Origin of the sequence: Parabacteroides johnsonii DSM 18315 (assembly GCF_025151045.1) — a bacterium.
GTDB classification, from domain to species: domain Bacteria; phylum Bacteroidota; class Bacteroidia; order Bacteroidales; family Tannerellaceae; genus Parabacteroides; species Parabacteroides johnsonii.
Genome location: NZ_CP102285.1, coordinates 1,439,652 through 1,455,337, shown reverse-complemented (window position 1 = coordinate 1,455,337; position 15,686 = coordinate 1,439,652). Strand labels below are relative to the sequence as shown.

15 protein-coding genes and 3 pseudogenes are annotated in these 15,686 nt (G+C 47.1%); 11 read left to right on the top strand and 7 right to left on the bottom strand.

Annotated features, from left to right (window positions below):
- Nucleotides 1-87 precede the first annotated feature (87 nt).
- Genes thiD through thiC form a run of 4 tightly spaced genes read left to right on the top strand, consistent with a single transcriptional unit; the run spans nucleotide 88 to nucleotide 3,975 of the window.
- Nucleotides 88-927, top strand: coding sequence for a bifunctional hydroxymethylpyrimidine kinase/phosphomethylpyrimidine kinase (gene thiD / locus NQ564_RS06030; protein WP_008148119.1), 840 nt, complete (start codon nucleotides 88-90; stop codon nucleotides 925-927).
- Entirely contained in the window at nucleotides 924-1,523 is a 600-nt protein-coding gene (locus tag NQ564_RS06025) for a thiamine phosphate synthase (protein ID WP_008148121.1), read from the top strand. Before thiD ends, NQ564_RS06025 begins: the two co-directional genes overlap by 4 nt.
- The gene (locus NQ564_RS06020; protein ID WP_008148124.1) at nucleotides 1,514-2,251 is read left to right on the top strand and encodes a thiamine phosphate synthase; all 738 of its coding nucleotides are present in this window, start codon (nucleotides 1,514-1,516) and stop codon (nucleotides 2,249-2,251) included. Before NQ564_RS06025 ends, NQ564_RS06020 begins: the two co-directional genes overlap by 10 nt.
- Nucleotides 2,252-2,268: 17 nt before the next feature.
- A complete protein-coding gene (gene thiC / locus NQ564_RS06015) occupies nucleotides 2,269-3,975 on the top strand; it encodes a phosphomethylpyrimidine synthase ThiC (RefSeq protein WP_008148125.1) in 1,707 nt (568 codons plus the stop codon).
- A 3-nt stretch (nucleotides 3,976-3,978) separates the two neighbouring features.
- Here thiC and NQ564_RS06010 read toward each other — a convergent pair whose 3' ends face one another.
- Nucleotides 3,979-4,593 (bottom strand): HU family DNA-binding protein, encoded by a 615-nt coding sequence (locus tag NQ564_RS06010; RefSeq protein ID WP_008157856.1) that lies wholly within the window; start codon nucleotides 4,591-4,593, stop codon nucleotides 3,979-3,981.
- A 276-nt stretch (nucleotides 4,594-4,869) separates the two neighbouring features.
- Nucleotides 4,870-5,829 (bottom strand): DMT family transporter, encoded by a 960-nt coding sequence (locus NQ564_RS06005; RefSeq protein WP_008148129.1) that lies wholly within the window; start codon nucleotides 5,827-5,829, stop codon nucleotides 4,870-4,872.
- 159 nt (nucleotides 5,830-5,988) lie between these two features.
- On the opposite strand from NQ564_RS06005, the gene NQ564_RS06000 reads away from it, so the two are divergent.
- A complete protein-coding gene (locus NQ564_RS06000; RefSeq protein ID WP_227963229.1) occupies nucleotides 5,989-6,846 on the top strand; it encodes a helix-turn-helix transcriptional regulator in 858 nt (285 codons plus the stop codon).
- A gap of 84 nt (nucleotides 6,847-6,930) precedes the next feature.
- On the opposite strand, the pseudogene NQ564_RS05995 reads toward NQ564_RS06000, so the two are convergent.
- Nucleotides 6,931-7,224: pseudogene (locus NQ564_RS05995) on the bottom strand (helix-turn-helix domain-containing protein); the annotation flags it as partial.
- Here NQ564_RS05995 and NQ564_RS05990 point away from each other — a divergent pair.
- A pseudogene (locus NQ564_RS05990) lies at nucleotides 7,159-7,702 on the top strand (flavodoxin). The pseudogenes NQ564_RS05995 and NQ564_RS05990 sit on opposite strands and share 66 nt — an antisense overlap.
- Before the next feature lie 149 nt (nucleotides 7,703-7,851).
- Here NQ564_RS05990 and NQ564_RS05985 read toward each other — a convergent pair.
- From NQ564_RS05985 to NQ564_RS05970, 4 genes are all read right to left on the bottom strand, one after another.
- Nucleotides 7,852-8,454 (bottom strand): DJ-1/PfpI family protein, encoded by a 603-nt coding sequence (locus NQ564_RS05985; RefSeq protein ID WP_008148136.1) that lies wholly within the window; start codon nucleotides 8,452-8,454, stop codon nucleotides 7,852-7,854.
- Nucleotides 8,455-8,487: 33 nt separating this feature from the next.
- Nucleotides 8,488-9,174: a zinc ribbon domain-containing protein gene (locus tag NQ564_RS05980; RefSeq protein ID WP_008148138.1), complete on the bottom strand. Its 687-nt coding sequence runs from the start codon at nucleotides 9,172-9,174 to the stop codon at nucleotides 8,488-8,490.
- Between the two features lie 201 nt (nucleotides 9,175-9,375).
- The gene (locus NQ564_RS05975) at nucleotides 9,376-10,206 is read right to left on the bottom strand and encodes a helix-turn-helix domain-containing protein (protein WP_008148143.1); all 831 of its coding nucleotides are present in this window, start codon (nucleotides 10,204-10,206) and stop codon (nucleotides 9,376-9,378) included.
- A gap of 17 nt (nucleotides 10,207-10,223) precedes the next feature.
- Nucleotides 10,224-11,120, bottom strand: coding sequence for a helix-turn-helix domain-containing protein (locus tag NQ564_RS05970; RefSeq protein WP_008148144.1), 897 nt, complete (start codon nucleotides 11,118-11,120; stop codon nucleotides 10,224-10,226).
- A 280-nt stretch (nucleotides 11,121-11,400) separates the two neighbouring features.
- Here NQ564_RS05970 and NQ564_RS05965 point away from each other — a divergent pair.
- From NQ564_RS05965 to NQ564_RS05945, 5 genes and pseudogenes are all read left to right on the top strand, one after another.
- Nucleotides 11,401-11,796, top strand: a pseudogene (locus NQ564_RS05965) (putative quinol monooxygenase); the annotation flags it as partial.
- Between the two features lie 7 nt (nucleotides 11,797-11,803).
- Nucleotides 11,804-12,619 carry a carboxymuconolactone decarboxylase family protein gene (locus NQ564_RS05960; RefSeq protein WP_008148148.1) on the top strand — a complete coding sequence of 272 codons (816 nt, stop codon included), beginning with the start codon at nucleotides 11,804-11,806 and terminating at the stop codon, nucleotides 12,617-12,619.
- Nucleotides 12,620-12,651: 32 nt separating this feature from the next.
- Nucleotides 12,652-13,221, top strand: a complete 570-nt coding sequence (locus NQ564_RS05955) for a sugar O-acetyltransferase (protein ID WP_036608487.1) — start codon at nucleotides 12,652-12,654, stop codon at nucleotides 13,219-13,221.
- 145 nt (nucleotides 13,222-13,366) lie between these two features.
- The gene (locus NQ564_RS05950) at nucleotides 13,367-14,233 is read left to right on the top strand and encodes a DUF3737 family protein (RefSeq protein WP_039848125.1); all 867 of its coding nucleotides are present in this window, start codon (nucleotides 13,367-13,369) and stop codon (nucleotides 14,231-14,233) included.
- Nucleotides 14,234-14,252: 19 nt separating this feature from the next.
- Nucleotides 14,253-15,686 (top strand): MATE family efflux transporter, encoded by a 1,434-nt coding sequence (locus NQ564_RS05945; RefSeq protein WP_008148154.1) that lies wholly within the window; start codon nucleotides 14,253-14,255, stop codon nucleotides 15,684-15,686.

The following is a 15,686-nucleotide window of genomic DNA, read 5'->3' as shown; positions in this document are numbered from 1 at the left end:
TGAGATCATACCCTCATGAACCTGATGCGGGTAATGCCGCCGTAGGAAAGAACAGACAAGGCTTTTTCCCTCCTTTTGTATGTAAAAATGAAAATAAACACGACGTTTCGCTATCCAGTGGCACTGACTATTGCCGGTTCAGACAGTGGTGGTGGTGCCGGAATACAAGCGGATCTGAAAACATTTTCGGCCTTAGGAGTCTTCGGGGCCTCAGCCATTACATCGATCACGGCCCAGAACACACAGGGGGTAAGAGGAATACAAGCTATTTCCCCGGAGATCGTCGAAGGACAAATTCATGCCGTATTCGAGGACTTGACAGTCGATGCCGTCAAGATCGGGATGCTGCATAACCGGGAGGCAGCCCGGATCGTAGCCTGCTCGATCGACCGTTTCTGTCCGTCGAAAATCATTCTCGATCCGGTTATGATCTCGACAAGTGGCAGCAAGCTGATAGAAGATGAAACCATCGAAGTCATTGTGAAAGAACTTTTTCACCGCGTCACACTGATTACCCCGAATATTGACGAAGCTGCTTTTCTTTCCGGTATGCCGATACGCAACGAGGAAGAAATGGAAATGGCCGCACAAAAGCTGTTGGCTTTGGGATGCCGGTCCGTATTGATGAAAGGCGGCCACTTGGAAGGTAAAGAAATGGCCGATATCCTGTTCACACACGATGAAGCTCCTCTCCGACTGGCTGTACCGACCATCCAGACTCAAAATACACATGGCACAGGTTGCACGCTCTCGTCTGCCATCGCCGCCTATATGGCTTTAGGAAAAGAACTGCCGGATGCCGTACGTGCGGCAAAAGATTACATAACGGCAGCCCTTCGTGCCGGGGCCGATGTAAAGACAGGACATGGACACGGACCTCTCGATCATTTCTTTGATCCGGTTCCCCTCATAAAAATAGAAGTATGAAAAAGCTGATCGTCATTACTTCTCCCCGTTTTTTTCAAGGAGAAGATACCGTCCTTTCGCATCTGTTTGATGAAGGAATGCAACGTCTTCATCTGCGTAAACCGGATAGCGAAGCAAATGAATTGCGCAAGTTGCTGGATCGGATTCCGGCTATCTACTATCCGAAAATCGTACTTCATGACTGTTTCGGACTGGCAGTAGAATATGGCCTGGGCGGAGTACACCTGAACAGACGCAACAACCAGATACCGGACGGTTTTACAGGCACAATCAGCCGCTCATGCCATTCGATCGGAGAACTCGAACAGTTCGGGGAGCTCGACTATCTGTTCCTAAGTCCTATTTTTCAAAGTATATCCAAAGAAGGCTATGGGAATGGTTTTGAGCCGGAAACACTCAGGCAAGCATCCGATACCGGGACTATCAATGATAAAGTCATAGCCTTAGGAGGCATAGACCAGACGACCCTTCCGCTTCTGAGCCCTTTCCGCTTCGGGGGAGCCGCCGTTTTGGGAGCACTTTGGGGAAACCACCCTTCGGTGGATAAAGAGGATTCTATTATCACACAATATAAAAAGCTACAAGCATGGAATTAGATGATTTCTTATATACAAGTGCAGGCAGAGGAAGATATGCCTGTTTTACCGGTACTAACCGGTTGATGTTCATCACACACCGTACGGACAAATACACAGAGCTGGATGAGGTCAAGATGGTGACCAAAGGCGGTTGTACCTGGGTACAACTCCGCATGAAAGAGAATTTGAATTTGGAAGTTGCCAAGGCAGTTGCACATTTTACCATGTTCGACTGCGACACAGATTGTGCTTGTTGCCTGGACGACGATCTGGAAATGGCTTTCAAGGCCGGCATCCATTGTGTCCATTTAGGCAAAAACGACATGCCGGTCTCCGAAGCCTGGCGCCGTATCATCGAAAAAGGGAAAGAGGATCTTTTCCTTGTGGGGGCAACAGCCAACACGTTCGAAGATATCCTGAAAGCAGACCGGGAAGGAGCTTCCTACATCGGCCTGGGCCCTTATCGCTATACCGAGACCAAAAAGAACCTGAGTCCGGTGCTGGGCTTGGAAGGATATCGAAAAATCATGGAACAATGCAGAGAAGCTGGCCTTGAAATTCCTATCTTTGCCATCGGAGGGATCGAGTTTGAAGACATTGCTCCGTTGATGGAAACAGGGATAGAAGGCATCGCTGTTTCCGGAGCGATCATCAACGCCGAAGATCCGGTCGAAGAGACACGCCGTTTCATCCGGGAGATTAACAAGCATAAACCGGACCCTTGCAGGGACGATTCTGAAATATAAAAATAAACAATATAATTATGGCAAATAAGAACAGAATACGCATCACGTATCCTTCATCGGAAAAGATCTACATACCCGGCAAGATACATAAGATAAACGTGGGTATGCGAAAGATCAAAATACTGGATACCGTCACACGCGATGAAGACGGAGAGTTGATCCACAAAAAGAACAATCCCGTCATCGTGTATGATACCAGCGGGCCCTATTCGGATCCGAAAATCCCGGTCAATACGCAAAACGGCATTCCCCGTATCCGCGAATCTTGGTATGCAGGACGCAAAGACCTGATCCGCCTGGAAGAACTGACTTCCGATTATGGCCGGCAACGCCTTGCCGATTCTTCGCTGGATCATATCCGCTTCCCGAAACATCACCTGCCCTATCGTGCTAAAGCGGGGAAAAACATCACCCAGCTGTATTATGCGAAACGGCGTATCATCACTCCGGAAATGGAATATGTTGCCATCCGCGAAAACCAGCAGATCGAGGCGTTAGGGTTGAAATCATATATCACTCCCGAATTTGTCCGTAAAGAAATTGCTGCCGGGCGTGCCATCATCCCGGCAAATATCAACCATCCCGAAGCCGAACCGATGATTATCGGCCGGAAATTCCTGGTGAAGATCAACACCAATATCGGCAACTCCGCCCTCTCGTCCGGTATAGACGAAGAGATCGAAAAGGCCGTATGGAGCTGCAAATGGGGAGGCGACACCTTAATGGACCTTTCGACGGGAGACAATATCCATGAAACCCGCGAATGGATCATCCGTAACTGTCCGGTTCCGATGGGGACAGTTCCCATCTACCAGGCTTTGGAAAAAGTAAACGGAAAGATAGAAGACCTGAGTTGGGAAATCTATCGTGACACACTGATCGAGCAGGCGGAACAGGGAGTCGACTATTTCACTATCCACGCCGGCTTGCTTAAAAAGCATATCGAACTGACACAAACGCGTTTGACCGGTATCGTCTCACGAGGTGGTTCAATCATGGCCAAGTGGATGCAGATCCACAATGAAGAGAATTTCCTGTATACGCATTTCTCCGAGATATGCGAGATATTGAAAATGTACGACATCGCCGTTTCGATCGGCGACGGGCTCCGTCCGGGTTCCATCTATGATGCGAACGATGCCGCCCAGTTTGCCGAACTGCATACGATGGGCGAGCTGACCCAGATTGCCTGGGATCAGTTCGTGCAGGTCATCATCGAAGGTCCGGGCCATGTCCCGATGAATAAGATACAGGAGAACATGAAAGAACAGCAGTATGCTTGCCATAATGCCCCGTTCTACACATTAGGCCCGCTGACAACAGATATCGCTCCGGGCTACGACCATATCACATCGGCTATCGGAGCTGCCCAGATTGCCTGGCACGGCACGGCGATGATCTGTTACGTCACCCCGAAAGAACATCTCGGCCTGCCGGATAAAGAAGATGTCCGCACTGGTGTCGTCGCCTATAAGATCGCTGCCCACGCCGCCGACTTGGCAAAAGGACATCCCGGAGCACAAGTCCGTGACAATGCCTTGAGCAAAGCCCGCTTTGAGTTCCGCTGGAAAGACCAGTTCAACCTGTCTCTCGATCCGGAACGCGCCTTACAATATTATAAGGATAGTGCCGTGACGGATGGCGAATATTGTACGATGTGCGGCCCTAACTTCTGCGCCATGCGGTTGAGCAAGGATTTGCATAAGGAAAACTGCGATATCTAAAGATCACTCCTCTTGTGCTGTGGCGAGGATATATACGCGATGCGTCTTATATCCCTGCCGCTGCACAAGTTCCGCTTCCTCAAACTTCTTGAAATCGTTTTTCGCCACATAATACGTGCATCCCACGAACCTTTGATAATCGGTCAGGTTTATAAACCGGTGCATTTCCAGATAAGCCATCAGCTTGGCTTTGCGTCCATCATAATCAAGCTTCGACACGTTCGTCCGCTTCACTTTCTGAGGCTGGCTTTCCCGTACCTGTTTTTTCAGTTTCTTCGCGCAACGGAAATTCACGCCGTCCACCCTCACTTTATATATCTCCTCTCCTTTCTCATTCACACCGTCTTTAAAGGTTTTCAAAGCGGGCGAGAAAAACCCCAGTCCGTCCAATTCTACACAGGAACCGTACGACAGTTCCCTCCCTACATATTTTGACAAAGCATCCAAAACCCCTTTGATGTCGGCCGAGTTGACCGAACAGCACTCATTGATAAACGAGCAGATCTCATCCATCTTCTTCGTCTCTTTACTGATCAGCCGGGCATACGCACGTTTTCCGTTTGCTCCTTGTTCATTTTTTGCCGGCACCTGGTAAATACCGAATTGCACCCGTTTCATTTCTTCTTTCCAATTTGATTGATACTAAAATCCCATCTATCGCTTGTCGCCATCCAATGTCATCAGTGTTTCCTGACCATGTATCCGATATCAGATGCCAGTGTAATTTGTTTCTGACAATGTCGTGTATGTTTTCGACATTGTCGAAAATATCTTTGACGTTGTCGTATATATACACGACATTGTCGAAAACAAATTGTACTGGCATCAAATATACAAAATATAAGGTGGAACAACAAGTTTCTCTTCATCAAAAGGACGAAAGAGACGAAGGGACTATTTCCGCAAGAGGCGGTTTCTATTTGCCTTATAGGATTCCAACTCCTTCCTGCTCCGGCTCAAAGTGACCAGATAGACACCGCCAAAGATGAAGACCACGGCTATGCCCTTGATGAAATTGAAAGAGTCCATGCCCCAGCAGACGGCAACGATGCAGGCTACAAGCGGCTGGATATAGTTGTACATGCCCGCCACGGTGGGACGGAGATTCTTCTGCCCTACTACAATCAGCATATAGCTGATGAAGGTGGCTCCCACCACAATAAAGGACAAGCCACCCAATTCAGGAAGATGCAGGCTGCTCCAGTCCGTACGCATCAGGCTGTTGGCAGAAAATGGCAGGATGCATATGAACGAGTAGGTGAACATCCATTTCATAATGGTCACCAGCGAATATTTGTTCACGAAATCCTTATATAATACAATGTAGAGGGCATAGCAGAACTGTGCCAGCAACACCAGCAAATCGCCCCATATCATTGTGCCGCCTGCGGTTGTTGCCGATGTTCCTTGCCCGTTTTGCCCGTTTCCAAGTATCAGTAACAACGCACCGCTCGCTCCGGCCGCAATGCCCAACACTTTCTTACCGGTAATGGGCTCTTTCAGTATCAATGCAGCCAGTACCATAGCCCATAGAGGCATACTGGTAGTAATAATGGAGGCATCACCGGGTGAGCTTAGACTGACACCGAATATGAAACAACCTTGATTGAATACAATACCTAAAAGGGAGGCTACGAACAGGCTTGCCAAATCCTTATGGTTGACATGTTCCGGTTTTTGAAAAAAAGAAGTTATCCAGAAGAGCACCATCGCGCCCCCGATACGCAAATCGGTTACGACAAGAGGCGTAACAGCTCCTCCCAACATGATAAATTTGGATATGGGAGACATCAGCCCCCACATGGCATTTGCCCCGAACATGGCGGCATGTCCTTTCCAACAAATCTTTTCCATATTGCTATTGTTATGTCTTTAATAAGAAGTCCAACCTCCGTCTGCGACAAATCATGCTTGGAGGCGGCATAGGTTGTCCCTCTGTTTTTTGTGCAAAGTTAGATGTCATGGGTATGAAGATTATTGTATTTTTGCACCATAAACATGGAAAAATAAACTATGTGGAAAGAAAATCTATATCAGCCGGTTGAAATACTTTTAAGGGAGCACGATACATTTCCGATTGGAGAGCACCAGCATTCCTTTTTCGAAATGGCTTATATTCTGGAAGGTACTGAAAGTTTTGTTGTCAATTCCGTAAATGGCGGGAAAGAACATCATAACTATTGTGCCGCCGACTTATGCCTGATACCGCCCAATAGAGTTCATCTGTTTCGGATCTGTTCACATAGCCGTTATTTGTTTATCCGGTTCACGGAGAATTATGTAACCGATTATATAAACAGATATGCTGAAGGGGCTCTCGACATACAAGCCAGATACTGTATCTGGTTTCAACAGAGTGATGCGGAAATGCTTCACAGTTTGATTGGGCTTATTGTCAGGGAGGTATCTGAAAAGAAAATGATGTCGGACTATCTGCTGAACTGCTACGTGAACAGTGTCATTGTGCTTGCTGTAAGAAATCTTTCCACATCGGCCCCGGAGCATGACAATGCGGACAGTAGCAAGGCACAGTATATGCTAAAATATATCAGGCAGCATATCCACCAGCCCGAACTCCTGAAATTGAATATTGTAGCTGAAAAATTTCACCTTTCCCCCACTTATGCAGGCCGTTTCTTTAAACGGAATTTTGGAGAGGATTTCAAACAGTACATCCAAAAAAGCAGGTTGAAAACGGTGGAAGATATGCTTGTCGGCACTCAAATGAGCATTAAAGAGATTTCAAACAGAATGGGCTATACCGACCCGTGCTACTTGAACAAGTTGTTTCAGCAATATCATAATATGACTCCTTTGCAATATAGAAAGAAGTATTGCGGTACACATTCACCTATTAGTGAAGAAAAATGATTATTATGTCGGTAACAAGATGAATGCTAAAGGAAGAATCATAAGTATTTTTTCTTAATCAATTATTACATAGTTATTTATAAGTTAATTTAAATTTCTGTATTCATTCGGCGAACATCCCACGACACGTTTGAAAGCCTTGCTGAAATACTGAGGATATTGATACCCTAAAGCATAAGCCACATCACTGACAGATTTTGTAGGATCGGCAAGCAGCTCTTTTGCTGTATCCATTGTTTTTGCCAATATATATTCTTGTGCAGATAAACCGGTCTCTTTTTTTATCAAATCTCCGAAATAATTCGCAGATAGATGCAACTGGTCAGCACAATAAGCAACGGTCGGTGTACCGAATTTAGAGGGTTTATCCGAAGTGAAATTGAAAATCCTGCTAATCCGGATGAACCCGATACTCCGTCCGGGAACGGCAATATGCTTGTGGTTTACTTTTCCGCCGAGGGGCACACCGGGGCCGTAGCGGAACGCATCGTGGAACTTACGGGTGCTGACATCCATCGGATTGAGGCTGTCGAACCGTATGCCGCAAATCCTTATGATGACAGCGACCGCATCCAGCGTGAAGCCTACAACGACCTGCGTCCCGGAGTAGCGAACCTGCTTGATGAGGAAACGATTGCGAAATACGATACGATTTTCGTCGGTTCGCCTTGCTGGTGGCATCAACCCGCGATGGTGGTTTGTACGTTCCTCGAAGCATATTCCCGAAACACTTCCCGAAGACCTCGATGCGGATGACATTACGACGCCGGGACGTCCCGACGATGCGGGTATCGATATGCCGGGCAGTGCAAACGGTACGGAAGGCTGGCTGCGTCGAATTGGAGTTATTGAATAGACATATAAAACAAGTAAAGGCTGAAAAGAATCGGAATGGCCGAATAAGTGATAACGGTTCAAACCTGTTCAATGCGTTAGGATGTGTATTCTATGTTTTTTATGCAAGTAAAACACAGAATACACACCCTAACACTTGCTTATGTAAGATTATACCAGGGCGCAAAATCCCTGCTTGTTGAACTGATAATACATTTCTATGCGCTCCGGCATATCATTCTCAAGCAACAAAAGTAACTCCTTGGCAAATTCGAGCGTTGCCGAACCGTTGGCAGTCACGATGTTTTTATCTCCAATCGCTTGTACATGGACATATCCTGTATGATTCGTGTAGTTCTCTCCGCCCCACAGTTTCAGCTGATCAATGCCATTGCCTGTGTGTTTGACATCATTCAGGAAACCATGTTTCGCCATGAACGACGCGGCATTGCAGATAGCTCCGACAATTTTTCCATTCTCAACGGCTTGGCGCACAATAGGCACTACTTTATCGGCAATGGGCGTTACCCAACCAAAGCCGCCGATCAGCACGAGTGCCGCATAATCATCGGGTATCGTGTCAAACGAATAATCGGGCATGATCCGAAAGCCGCCGATAGACTTGATCGGATCCAAAGTGGAAGCCACAAATTTATTGATGTATTTCGGATTTTCTTTCAGGGAAAATTCATCAGAGGCTATTGCCTCCGCAAGGTAAACCATTTCGTGCTCTGCAAAGTCGGGAAGCAGGATGTAGAGGATTTCGTTACTCATCGTTTGTTCTGTTTTATTTAATTTATGTGTAATTTACTTGGGGAGGTTTACATGGGCAAACTCGCCGTTTATCCAGATTGTCGCTTCTGTGCCGATAAAACGGATAAGTACATAGTTCGGGTCAGCCGGACCTCCGGGGAAATAATTGATGAAGTATTCCTGCCACATCTGTTTGCGTGTCTCGTCGTCGGTAATGATTTCAACAGTTCCACGCAATGCGACGCTGTCGCCATAAAACGAATAGGAAAGCCCTGCTTTGGGATTGAGATTGAAATCCGCCACTTTTTCAGAGCCTTTAGCGGTGACTACCCATACCTCATTGCATCCTGCCGAGTAAATCTTATCCAAGGGTACGGGACGAGGAAAGCCGTCGGCATTGATCGATACCAACGTTACTTCTTTGCACTGTGAAAGAAGATGCGCGGCCTTTTCAGTCAAGCTTCGTTCATCTTTCTGCTTCCAGCGTTTGAGCGTTGGAAAGAATTGCCGCATCTGCTCCTTTGCTTGTTGGGGTGTCAAATTCCAGCCCGCTTCCTTGTTTATCTGATCGGTAAATTGCGTGCAGAACTCTATCATCTGGCTCATGTTAAAGTCTTGGGTGAATTTCCCCTCCTTGTAGCAATAGATGCAGTAGTCCTCATTAGGATTACCATCGGCATTCGTCCCTTTGTTGGAATTATTAAGAGGCATACCGCAACTCTGACAAAATTTTTGTACCATGTTTCTTTATTGTTTTTTGCCTGTCAATCCGTATACAGGCAGGTTTTAAATACAAAAATAGATAAAAATCCGCTCTCCCGCAAGATGGCTATCTCCTCCCCCACTTGGCAGCAACTTTCAGGTGTTCAAATAATGGTTTGTTTCTGAAAAATCAACGCACTAATAGTATATAGTATAGAACAATAGAATTACCTTTATAAATCAATTCAATAGTTTATATTCATTCGGAGATATTCCTGTTATCTTCTTGAAAAGAAAGCCGAAATATTGTACCGAAGGAAATCCGAGTTCATACACTATTTGAGAAAGGGATTCTTCTGAGGAACGTAGTTTCTCTTTTGCTATTTCGATACGCAGAAGTTGGATATGGCAATTGTGCGTATGTCCAAGTTGCAGTTCAAGCAAATCGTTGAAGTAGGCTTCCGATAAATGAAGCTGTTCGGCACAATAGGCAGATGTAAGCGACTCTTGTGCCAGTCGCCCTTCTCCAATATATTGTTTGACGAGTTTTTCGTATTGTCGTATCAGCAGTTCATTGTTCAATTCACGGACAATGAACTGCCGCTCGTAAAAACGGGTGGTATAATCCAACAAACGGGTGATATGTCGTGTCAGAATAGTACATTTGTAAGAGTCCGTACCATGATGAAGTTCCCTGCGAATATCATCGACACAGGAAGAAAGTATCTGTTTCTCTTTTAGTGATATATGCAACGCTTCTTTGAGTGCATATGAAAAGAACGTGTATTCTTCGATCGTTTTTTCAAGTATTCTGCCCTTGAACAGGTCGGGATGAAATGCAACCGTCCATAGGCAAGGTGCAGGAATTTCCATACAGAGGGTATCCGGACGATAACCGATGAGCGTTCCATCGCAGTAGTCGCAATGCAGCCGGCCATACTTTGTGCAGGCTACAATAAGCAAGTCCGTCAATATCAGACAATAGTATCCCGACCGAAACAAGCTCGGAAGAATCACACGAGAATCGTCAGTGTCAGCGATATAAAGTCCGGGAAATAACAGTTCGTTCATAACTTGCTATATAAAGACTAATTTTGAGAACGAAATTCATTGGGCGTACAACCTGTCACCCGTTTGAACATCCGGCTTAGATGCTGCGGATATTGGAATCCCAATCCATAAGCAATCTCGCTCGTCGTCTTGTCCGTACCAAGCAAGGCTTCTTTAGCCCGCTCGATCAGTTTGTTCTGAATATATTCCGAAGCGGTCTGCCCTGTCTGTTTCCTGATCATATCTCCAAAATAATTCGCAGACAGAAATACTTTGTCGGCAAAATATTTGACAGTCGGTAATCCCTCGTGCATCGGGGCATCGCTGTCGAAATACTCGTCTAACAGTCGCTCGAAACGGACGACAATATCTTTGTTTACCTCTTCACGGGTAGTAAACTGCCGTTCATAGAAGCGCATACAGTAGTCGAGCAACAGTCCGATATTGGCACAAATCAACCGGCGGCTGTGCTTGTCGATACTATGCTTCAATTCTGCCTCTATTTTATGCAGGCAGTCCATTACGGTTTCACGTTCTTCCTCTGAAAGATGCAACGCCTCGCGGGTTTCATAAGAGAAGAATGAGTAGTTCTTAATTTCCTGACCGAGTGCTGTGCCCCGAATCAAGTCGGGATGGAACAGAATGCCGTGAGCTTTCGGCTGCACATTTTTCAGCATCTCGGTCTCCGCGACCTGACCGGGAGCGAAGCTGACAATCGTACCGTCCTGATAGTCGTAACTCTGACGTCCGTATAGGATGTTCCCGCAGTAGGTATCTTTCAGATAAAGGGCATATACACCATAGTTGACCTTGAAGTGTTCCGGCCACTGCGTCGCCTTCGACAAATCAATTACACTCACTAACGGATGCCGTGTTTCGAGTCCGAACAGTTTGTTGTATTTATCTATTTCATCGAGTTTTATAACTTCTTCCATAAGCGTTTATTTTAATTCTTTCGAGCAAAAGTAATTCATTTGATTCGAATTACATACAGCTCTATGTAGAATCGAGGATTCGGGTATGAATATCCGTAAATCGTATACAAACCGGCTTATCCGATCACGGTAAATTTGCAATCAGAAAATAAACAATGAAAAATAGAAAATTATGGATTGCAGAAATTTCTTAAGGACGGCATCGAGTTTTGCACTACTCGCAGCCGGTGCTACAACAGGTATTTTCCGTGTATTTGCTGAAACTCCTCCATCCTCTCTGACGGAAGAGATCACCGACAAGTGCCAGGATACGGACAAGCAGCCGGGCATGTGTGCCAAAGAGCCGATGACGGCTGATGGTATCGTGCGGCTGTCGAAAATAGAGGTTTATCTGCAATATCTCGACGAGTATATAAACTATGCGACTGAGGTGGGCGAAATCTCTCTGCGCACTGAACCAGGCGTGCTGACGATGTATGCGATTGGTGAAAAGGAGAATCCTTGCAAGGTAACGATTCTCGAAACGTATGCAAGCCGTAAGGCATACGAGAAGCATATCGCTTCGGAACACTTCCAGAAGTATAAGCTGGGAACGTTGCATATGGTCAAATCGTTGGTATTGTCAGACCAGACACCGCTTAATCCGGCCAACAAGCTCTATAACTTCATAAAATAAAATAATCATGAACAAGATTCTTCTAATTTCAGTATTCAGTATTTTAACACTCAATGTTATGGCACAGGAAAAAATAGTACAGACAGCAGGGCGTACCCAACTCGGTGAGTTCGCCCCCAAATTTGCGGAACTCAACGATGATGTCCTCTTCGGCGAAGTATGGAGCCGCACCGATAAATTAGGTCTGCGTGACCGCAGTTTAGTAACGATTACCTCCCTTATCAGTCAAGGTATCACGGACAATTCGCTCGTGTTCCATCTCCAGTCGGCAAAGAAAAATGGTATTACCCGCACCGAGATCGCTGAAATCATTACCCATATCGGTTTCTACGCGGGTTGGCCGAAGGCTTGGGCAGCGTTCAACCTCGCCAAAGGTGTATGGGCGGAAGATACGGCAGGTGAAGATGCCAAAGCAGCTTTCCAGCGGGAGATGATTTTCCCTATCGGTAAACCGAATACGGCATACGCACAGTACTTCATCGGTAACAGTTACCTTGCACCCATTTCAGGCGAGCAGGTGTCGATAGCAAACGTCACTTTCGAACCTCGCTGCCGTAACAACTGGCATATCCACAAAGCGACAAAAGGCGGCGGGCAGATACTTATCGGTGTAGCCGGACGAGGTTGGTATCAGGAAGAAGGTAAGCCGGCGGTAGAGATTCTACCCGGTACGGTCATCCACATTCCGGCTAACGTGAAGCATTGGCACGGAGCGGCTGCAGATAGCTGGTTCGCCCATCTGGCTTTCGAGATTACGGGAGAAAAGACATCCAACGAATGGCTCGAACCGGTTACGGACGAGGAGTATGACAAACTTAAATAAGATCGACCAATATGGAGCACAAAGAAAAGAGCATGACAACAGATGCATTCAAAGAATATGTCAAGACTCGCAGGGCACTCGATACAGAGGAGATACACCGCTTTATGGACGATATGAGCAACGAAGCCCGGCGCATTACTTTCCGGCTGAATACAGCATACCACACACCGGACGAAGTACGCGAATTACTTTCCGAGCTATTCGGTTACGAGGTACCGGAATCGCTCCGGGTATTTCCACCGTTCTATGCCGATTTCGGTAAAAATATCACCGTCGGTGAAGGGGTATTCATCAATGCCTGCTGTCATTTTCAGGATCATGGCGGAGTGATAATTGGCGACGGATGCCAGATAGGACATAACGTGGTCTTTGCCACACTCAATCACGGTTTGGCTCAAGAAGATCGCCAAACGACCTATCCCGCACCCATCGTGTTGGGCAAGGACGTATGGATAGGTTCCAATGCGACGATTTTGCAAGGCGTAACCATCGGCGACAATGCAGTTGTCGGGGCTGGAGCGGTCGTTACGAAGGATGTGGAAGCTAACACAATCGTAGGCGGTGTTCCTGCCCGATTCATTAAGTCCATAGTAAAAGAATAGTGCCTATAACATAAACCATCCCCTGTTAGATGAACTTTATAACAAAGCAAATTGAGCCTTGAAGCAAAGTTGTTGTGATGGTAGCTTCATACTTTTGCACTGTTACAAGTTGAATATGGATTATAATAATTGAAAAATGAAAAATATGAAAGTAATATCAAATGCAGAATTCGGAGGTGAAAGACCTTTGTTCGAATCACATGACTTACGTTTGGAAAATGTAATCATCCGTGCCGGAGAGTCGGCCGTCAAGGAGTGCAGCAACATCGAAGCCGTCGATTGCCGGTTCGAGGGGAATTATCCTTTCTGGCATGTGCACGGTTTCGTTATCGACCGTTGTTTCTTCGATGTCGGCGGACGTTCGGCGCTATGGTACTCCGACCATCTGAAAATGACGAATACACGCATTGATGCGCCCAAGATGTTCCGCGAGATGCACGACATCGAAATCGAGAACGTGGAGATAAACGATGCCGATGAAGTGTTCTGGCGTTGCCGGAATCTGAATATCAAAAATCTGAAACTACATGGCGGCACTTATCCCTTCATGTTCAGCAGCAATATCCGCATCGACGGATTGGAAAGTGACAGTAAATACGTTTTCCAGTACGTGAAAGATGTGGAGATTCATAATGCCAAAATCACCACGAAAGATGCTTTCTGGGAGGTGGAGAACGTGACGATCTACGATTCGGAACTCAACGGCGAATACTTGGGCTGGCATTCGCACAATCTCCGGTTGGTGAACTGTCACATTACCGGCGAACAGCCGCTCTGCTATGCCCACGACCTCGTGTTGGAGAATTGCACGTTCGGCCCCGACTGTGACCGGGCTTTCGAGTACAGCTCGGTGCAGGCCACCATCAAAGGTGCGATAGGCGGAGTGAAGAATCCGCGAACAGGTTGTATCACCGCCGAAAGCTACGGAGAGATTATCCTCGACGAGAATATCAAAGCTCCCGCCGATTGCAAGCTGAAACTCTGGGACGAGAAAACCTGTTTTACCGATTGACACCCTTGCAAATAACTTGATGGGAATAGGAAAAGGAAAGACCGATTACCTGCTATCGCTTATCCGCGAAGGGAAGCAAATGACGCTGGGGCAGCAGTTACGCCTGACTGCATACCTTAGCGTCCCTGCAATTATGGCGCAACTATCCTCCATTGCCATGCAATACATTGACGCCTCGATGGTGGGCAGCTTGGGGGCGAATGCCGCTGCCTCCATCGGATTGGTATCGACCACCACTTGGCTGTTCTGGGGGGTGTGTGCAGCTGCTGCGACGGGATTTTCCGTACAGGTGGCACACCGTATCGGAGCCGGGGATTTCGTGGAAGCCAAAAAGATACTTCGTCAAGCAGTTACTGCCACGCTTGTTTTCAGCTCATTGTTGGCGGTTGTCGGCATTTCCATCAGTGGTATGCTTCCTATCTGGTTGGGCGGCGATGAGGCGATACGGGGCGATTCATCCCTCTACTTCAGAATATTCGCACTATTCCTGCCTGCCTTGCAGTTGAACTTTCTTGCAGGAGGCATGTTGCGTTGCAGTGGGAATATGCGCGTGCCCGCCATACTGAACATAATGATGTGCTTGCTGGATGTCATGTTCAACTTCTTCCTGATCTTTCCGACGAGGCAGGTGGAGTGGTTCGGAGTAGCATTTACCGCTCTCGGTGCAGGTCTGGGTGTGAAAGGTGCTATATTGGGAACGGTATTGGCCGAACTCGTTACCGCCGGAGGAATGATGTGGTATCTATGCCGCCGTTCGCCCATGCTGAAGCTCATCGGAGAACGGGGAAGTTTTCTACCCCAACGGGAGACGTTGCGTAAGGCTTTCCGTATTTCATTACCGATGGGATTCGAACACATGGCCATTTGCGGGGCGCAGATCGCAACGACGGTGATTGTCGCACCGCTCGGCATCGTTGCCATTGCTGCCAACTCGTTCACCATCATTGCCGAAAGCCTCTGCTATATGCCCGGCTACGGCATCTCGGAGGCTGCCACGACGTTGGTCGGTCAGAGCCTTGGAGCGAACCGTATCCGGTTGCTCCGTCGTTTCGCCAATATTACCGTCTGGTCGGGAATGCTGATTATGGGTGTTATGGGAGCGTTGATGTATGTGGCGGCTCCGCAAATCATCGGAGTGATGACTCCCGTGGAGGAAATCCGCACGTTGGGAATCGAGATTCTGCGGATAGAAGCCTTTGCGGAGCCGATGTTTGCGGCATCTATCGTTGCCTACGGTGTATTCGTAGGTGTGGGTAATACATTCGTACCCAGTCTGATGAACTTCGGTAGTATTTGGGGCGTGCGACTGACACTGGCGGCATGGCTTTCTCCCACGATGGGACTACGCGGCGTGTGGCTTGCCATGTGTATTGAGCTTTGTTTCCGGGGAGTAATCTTCCTCGCGAGACTTTGGAGCGGTAACTGGATTTATAAACTACGTATAAAAAGATAA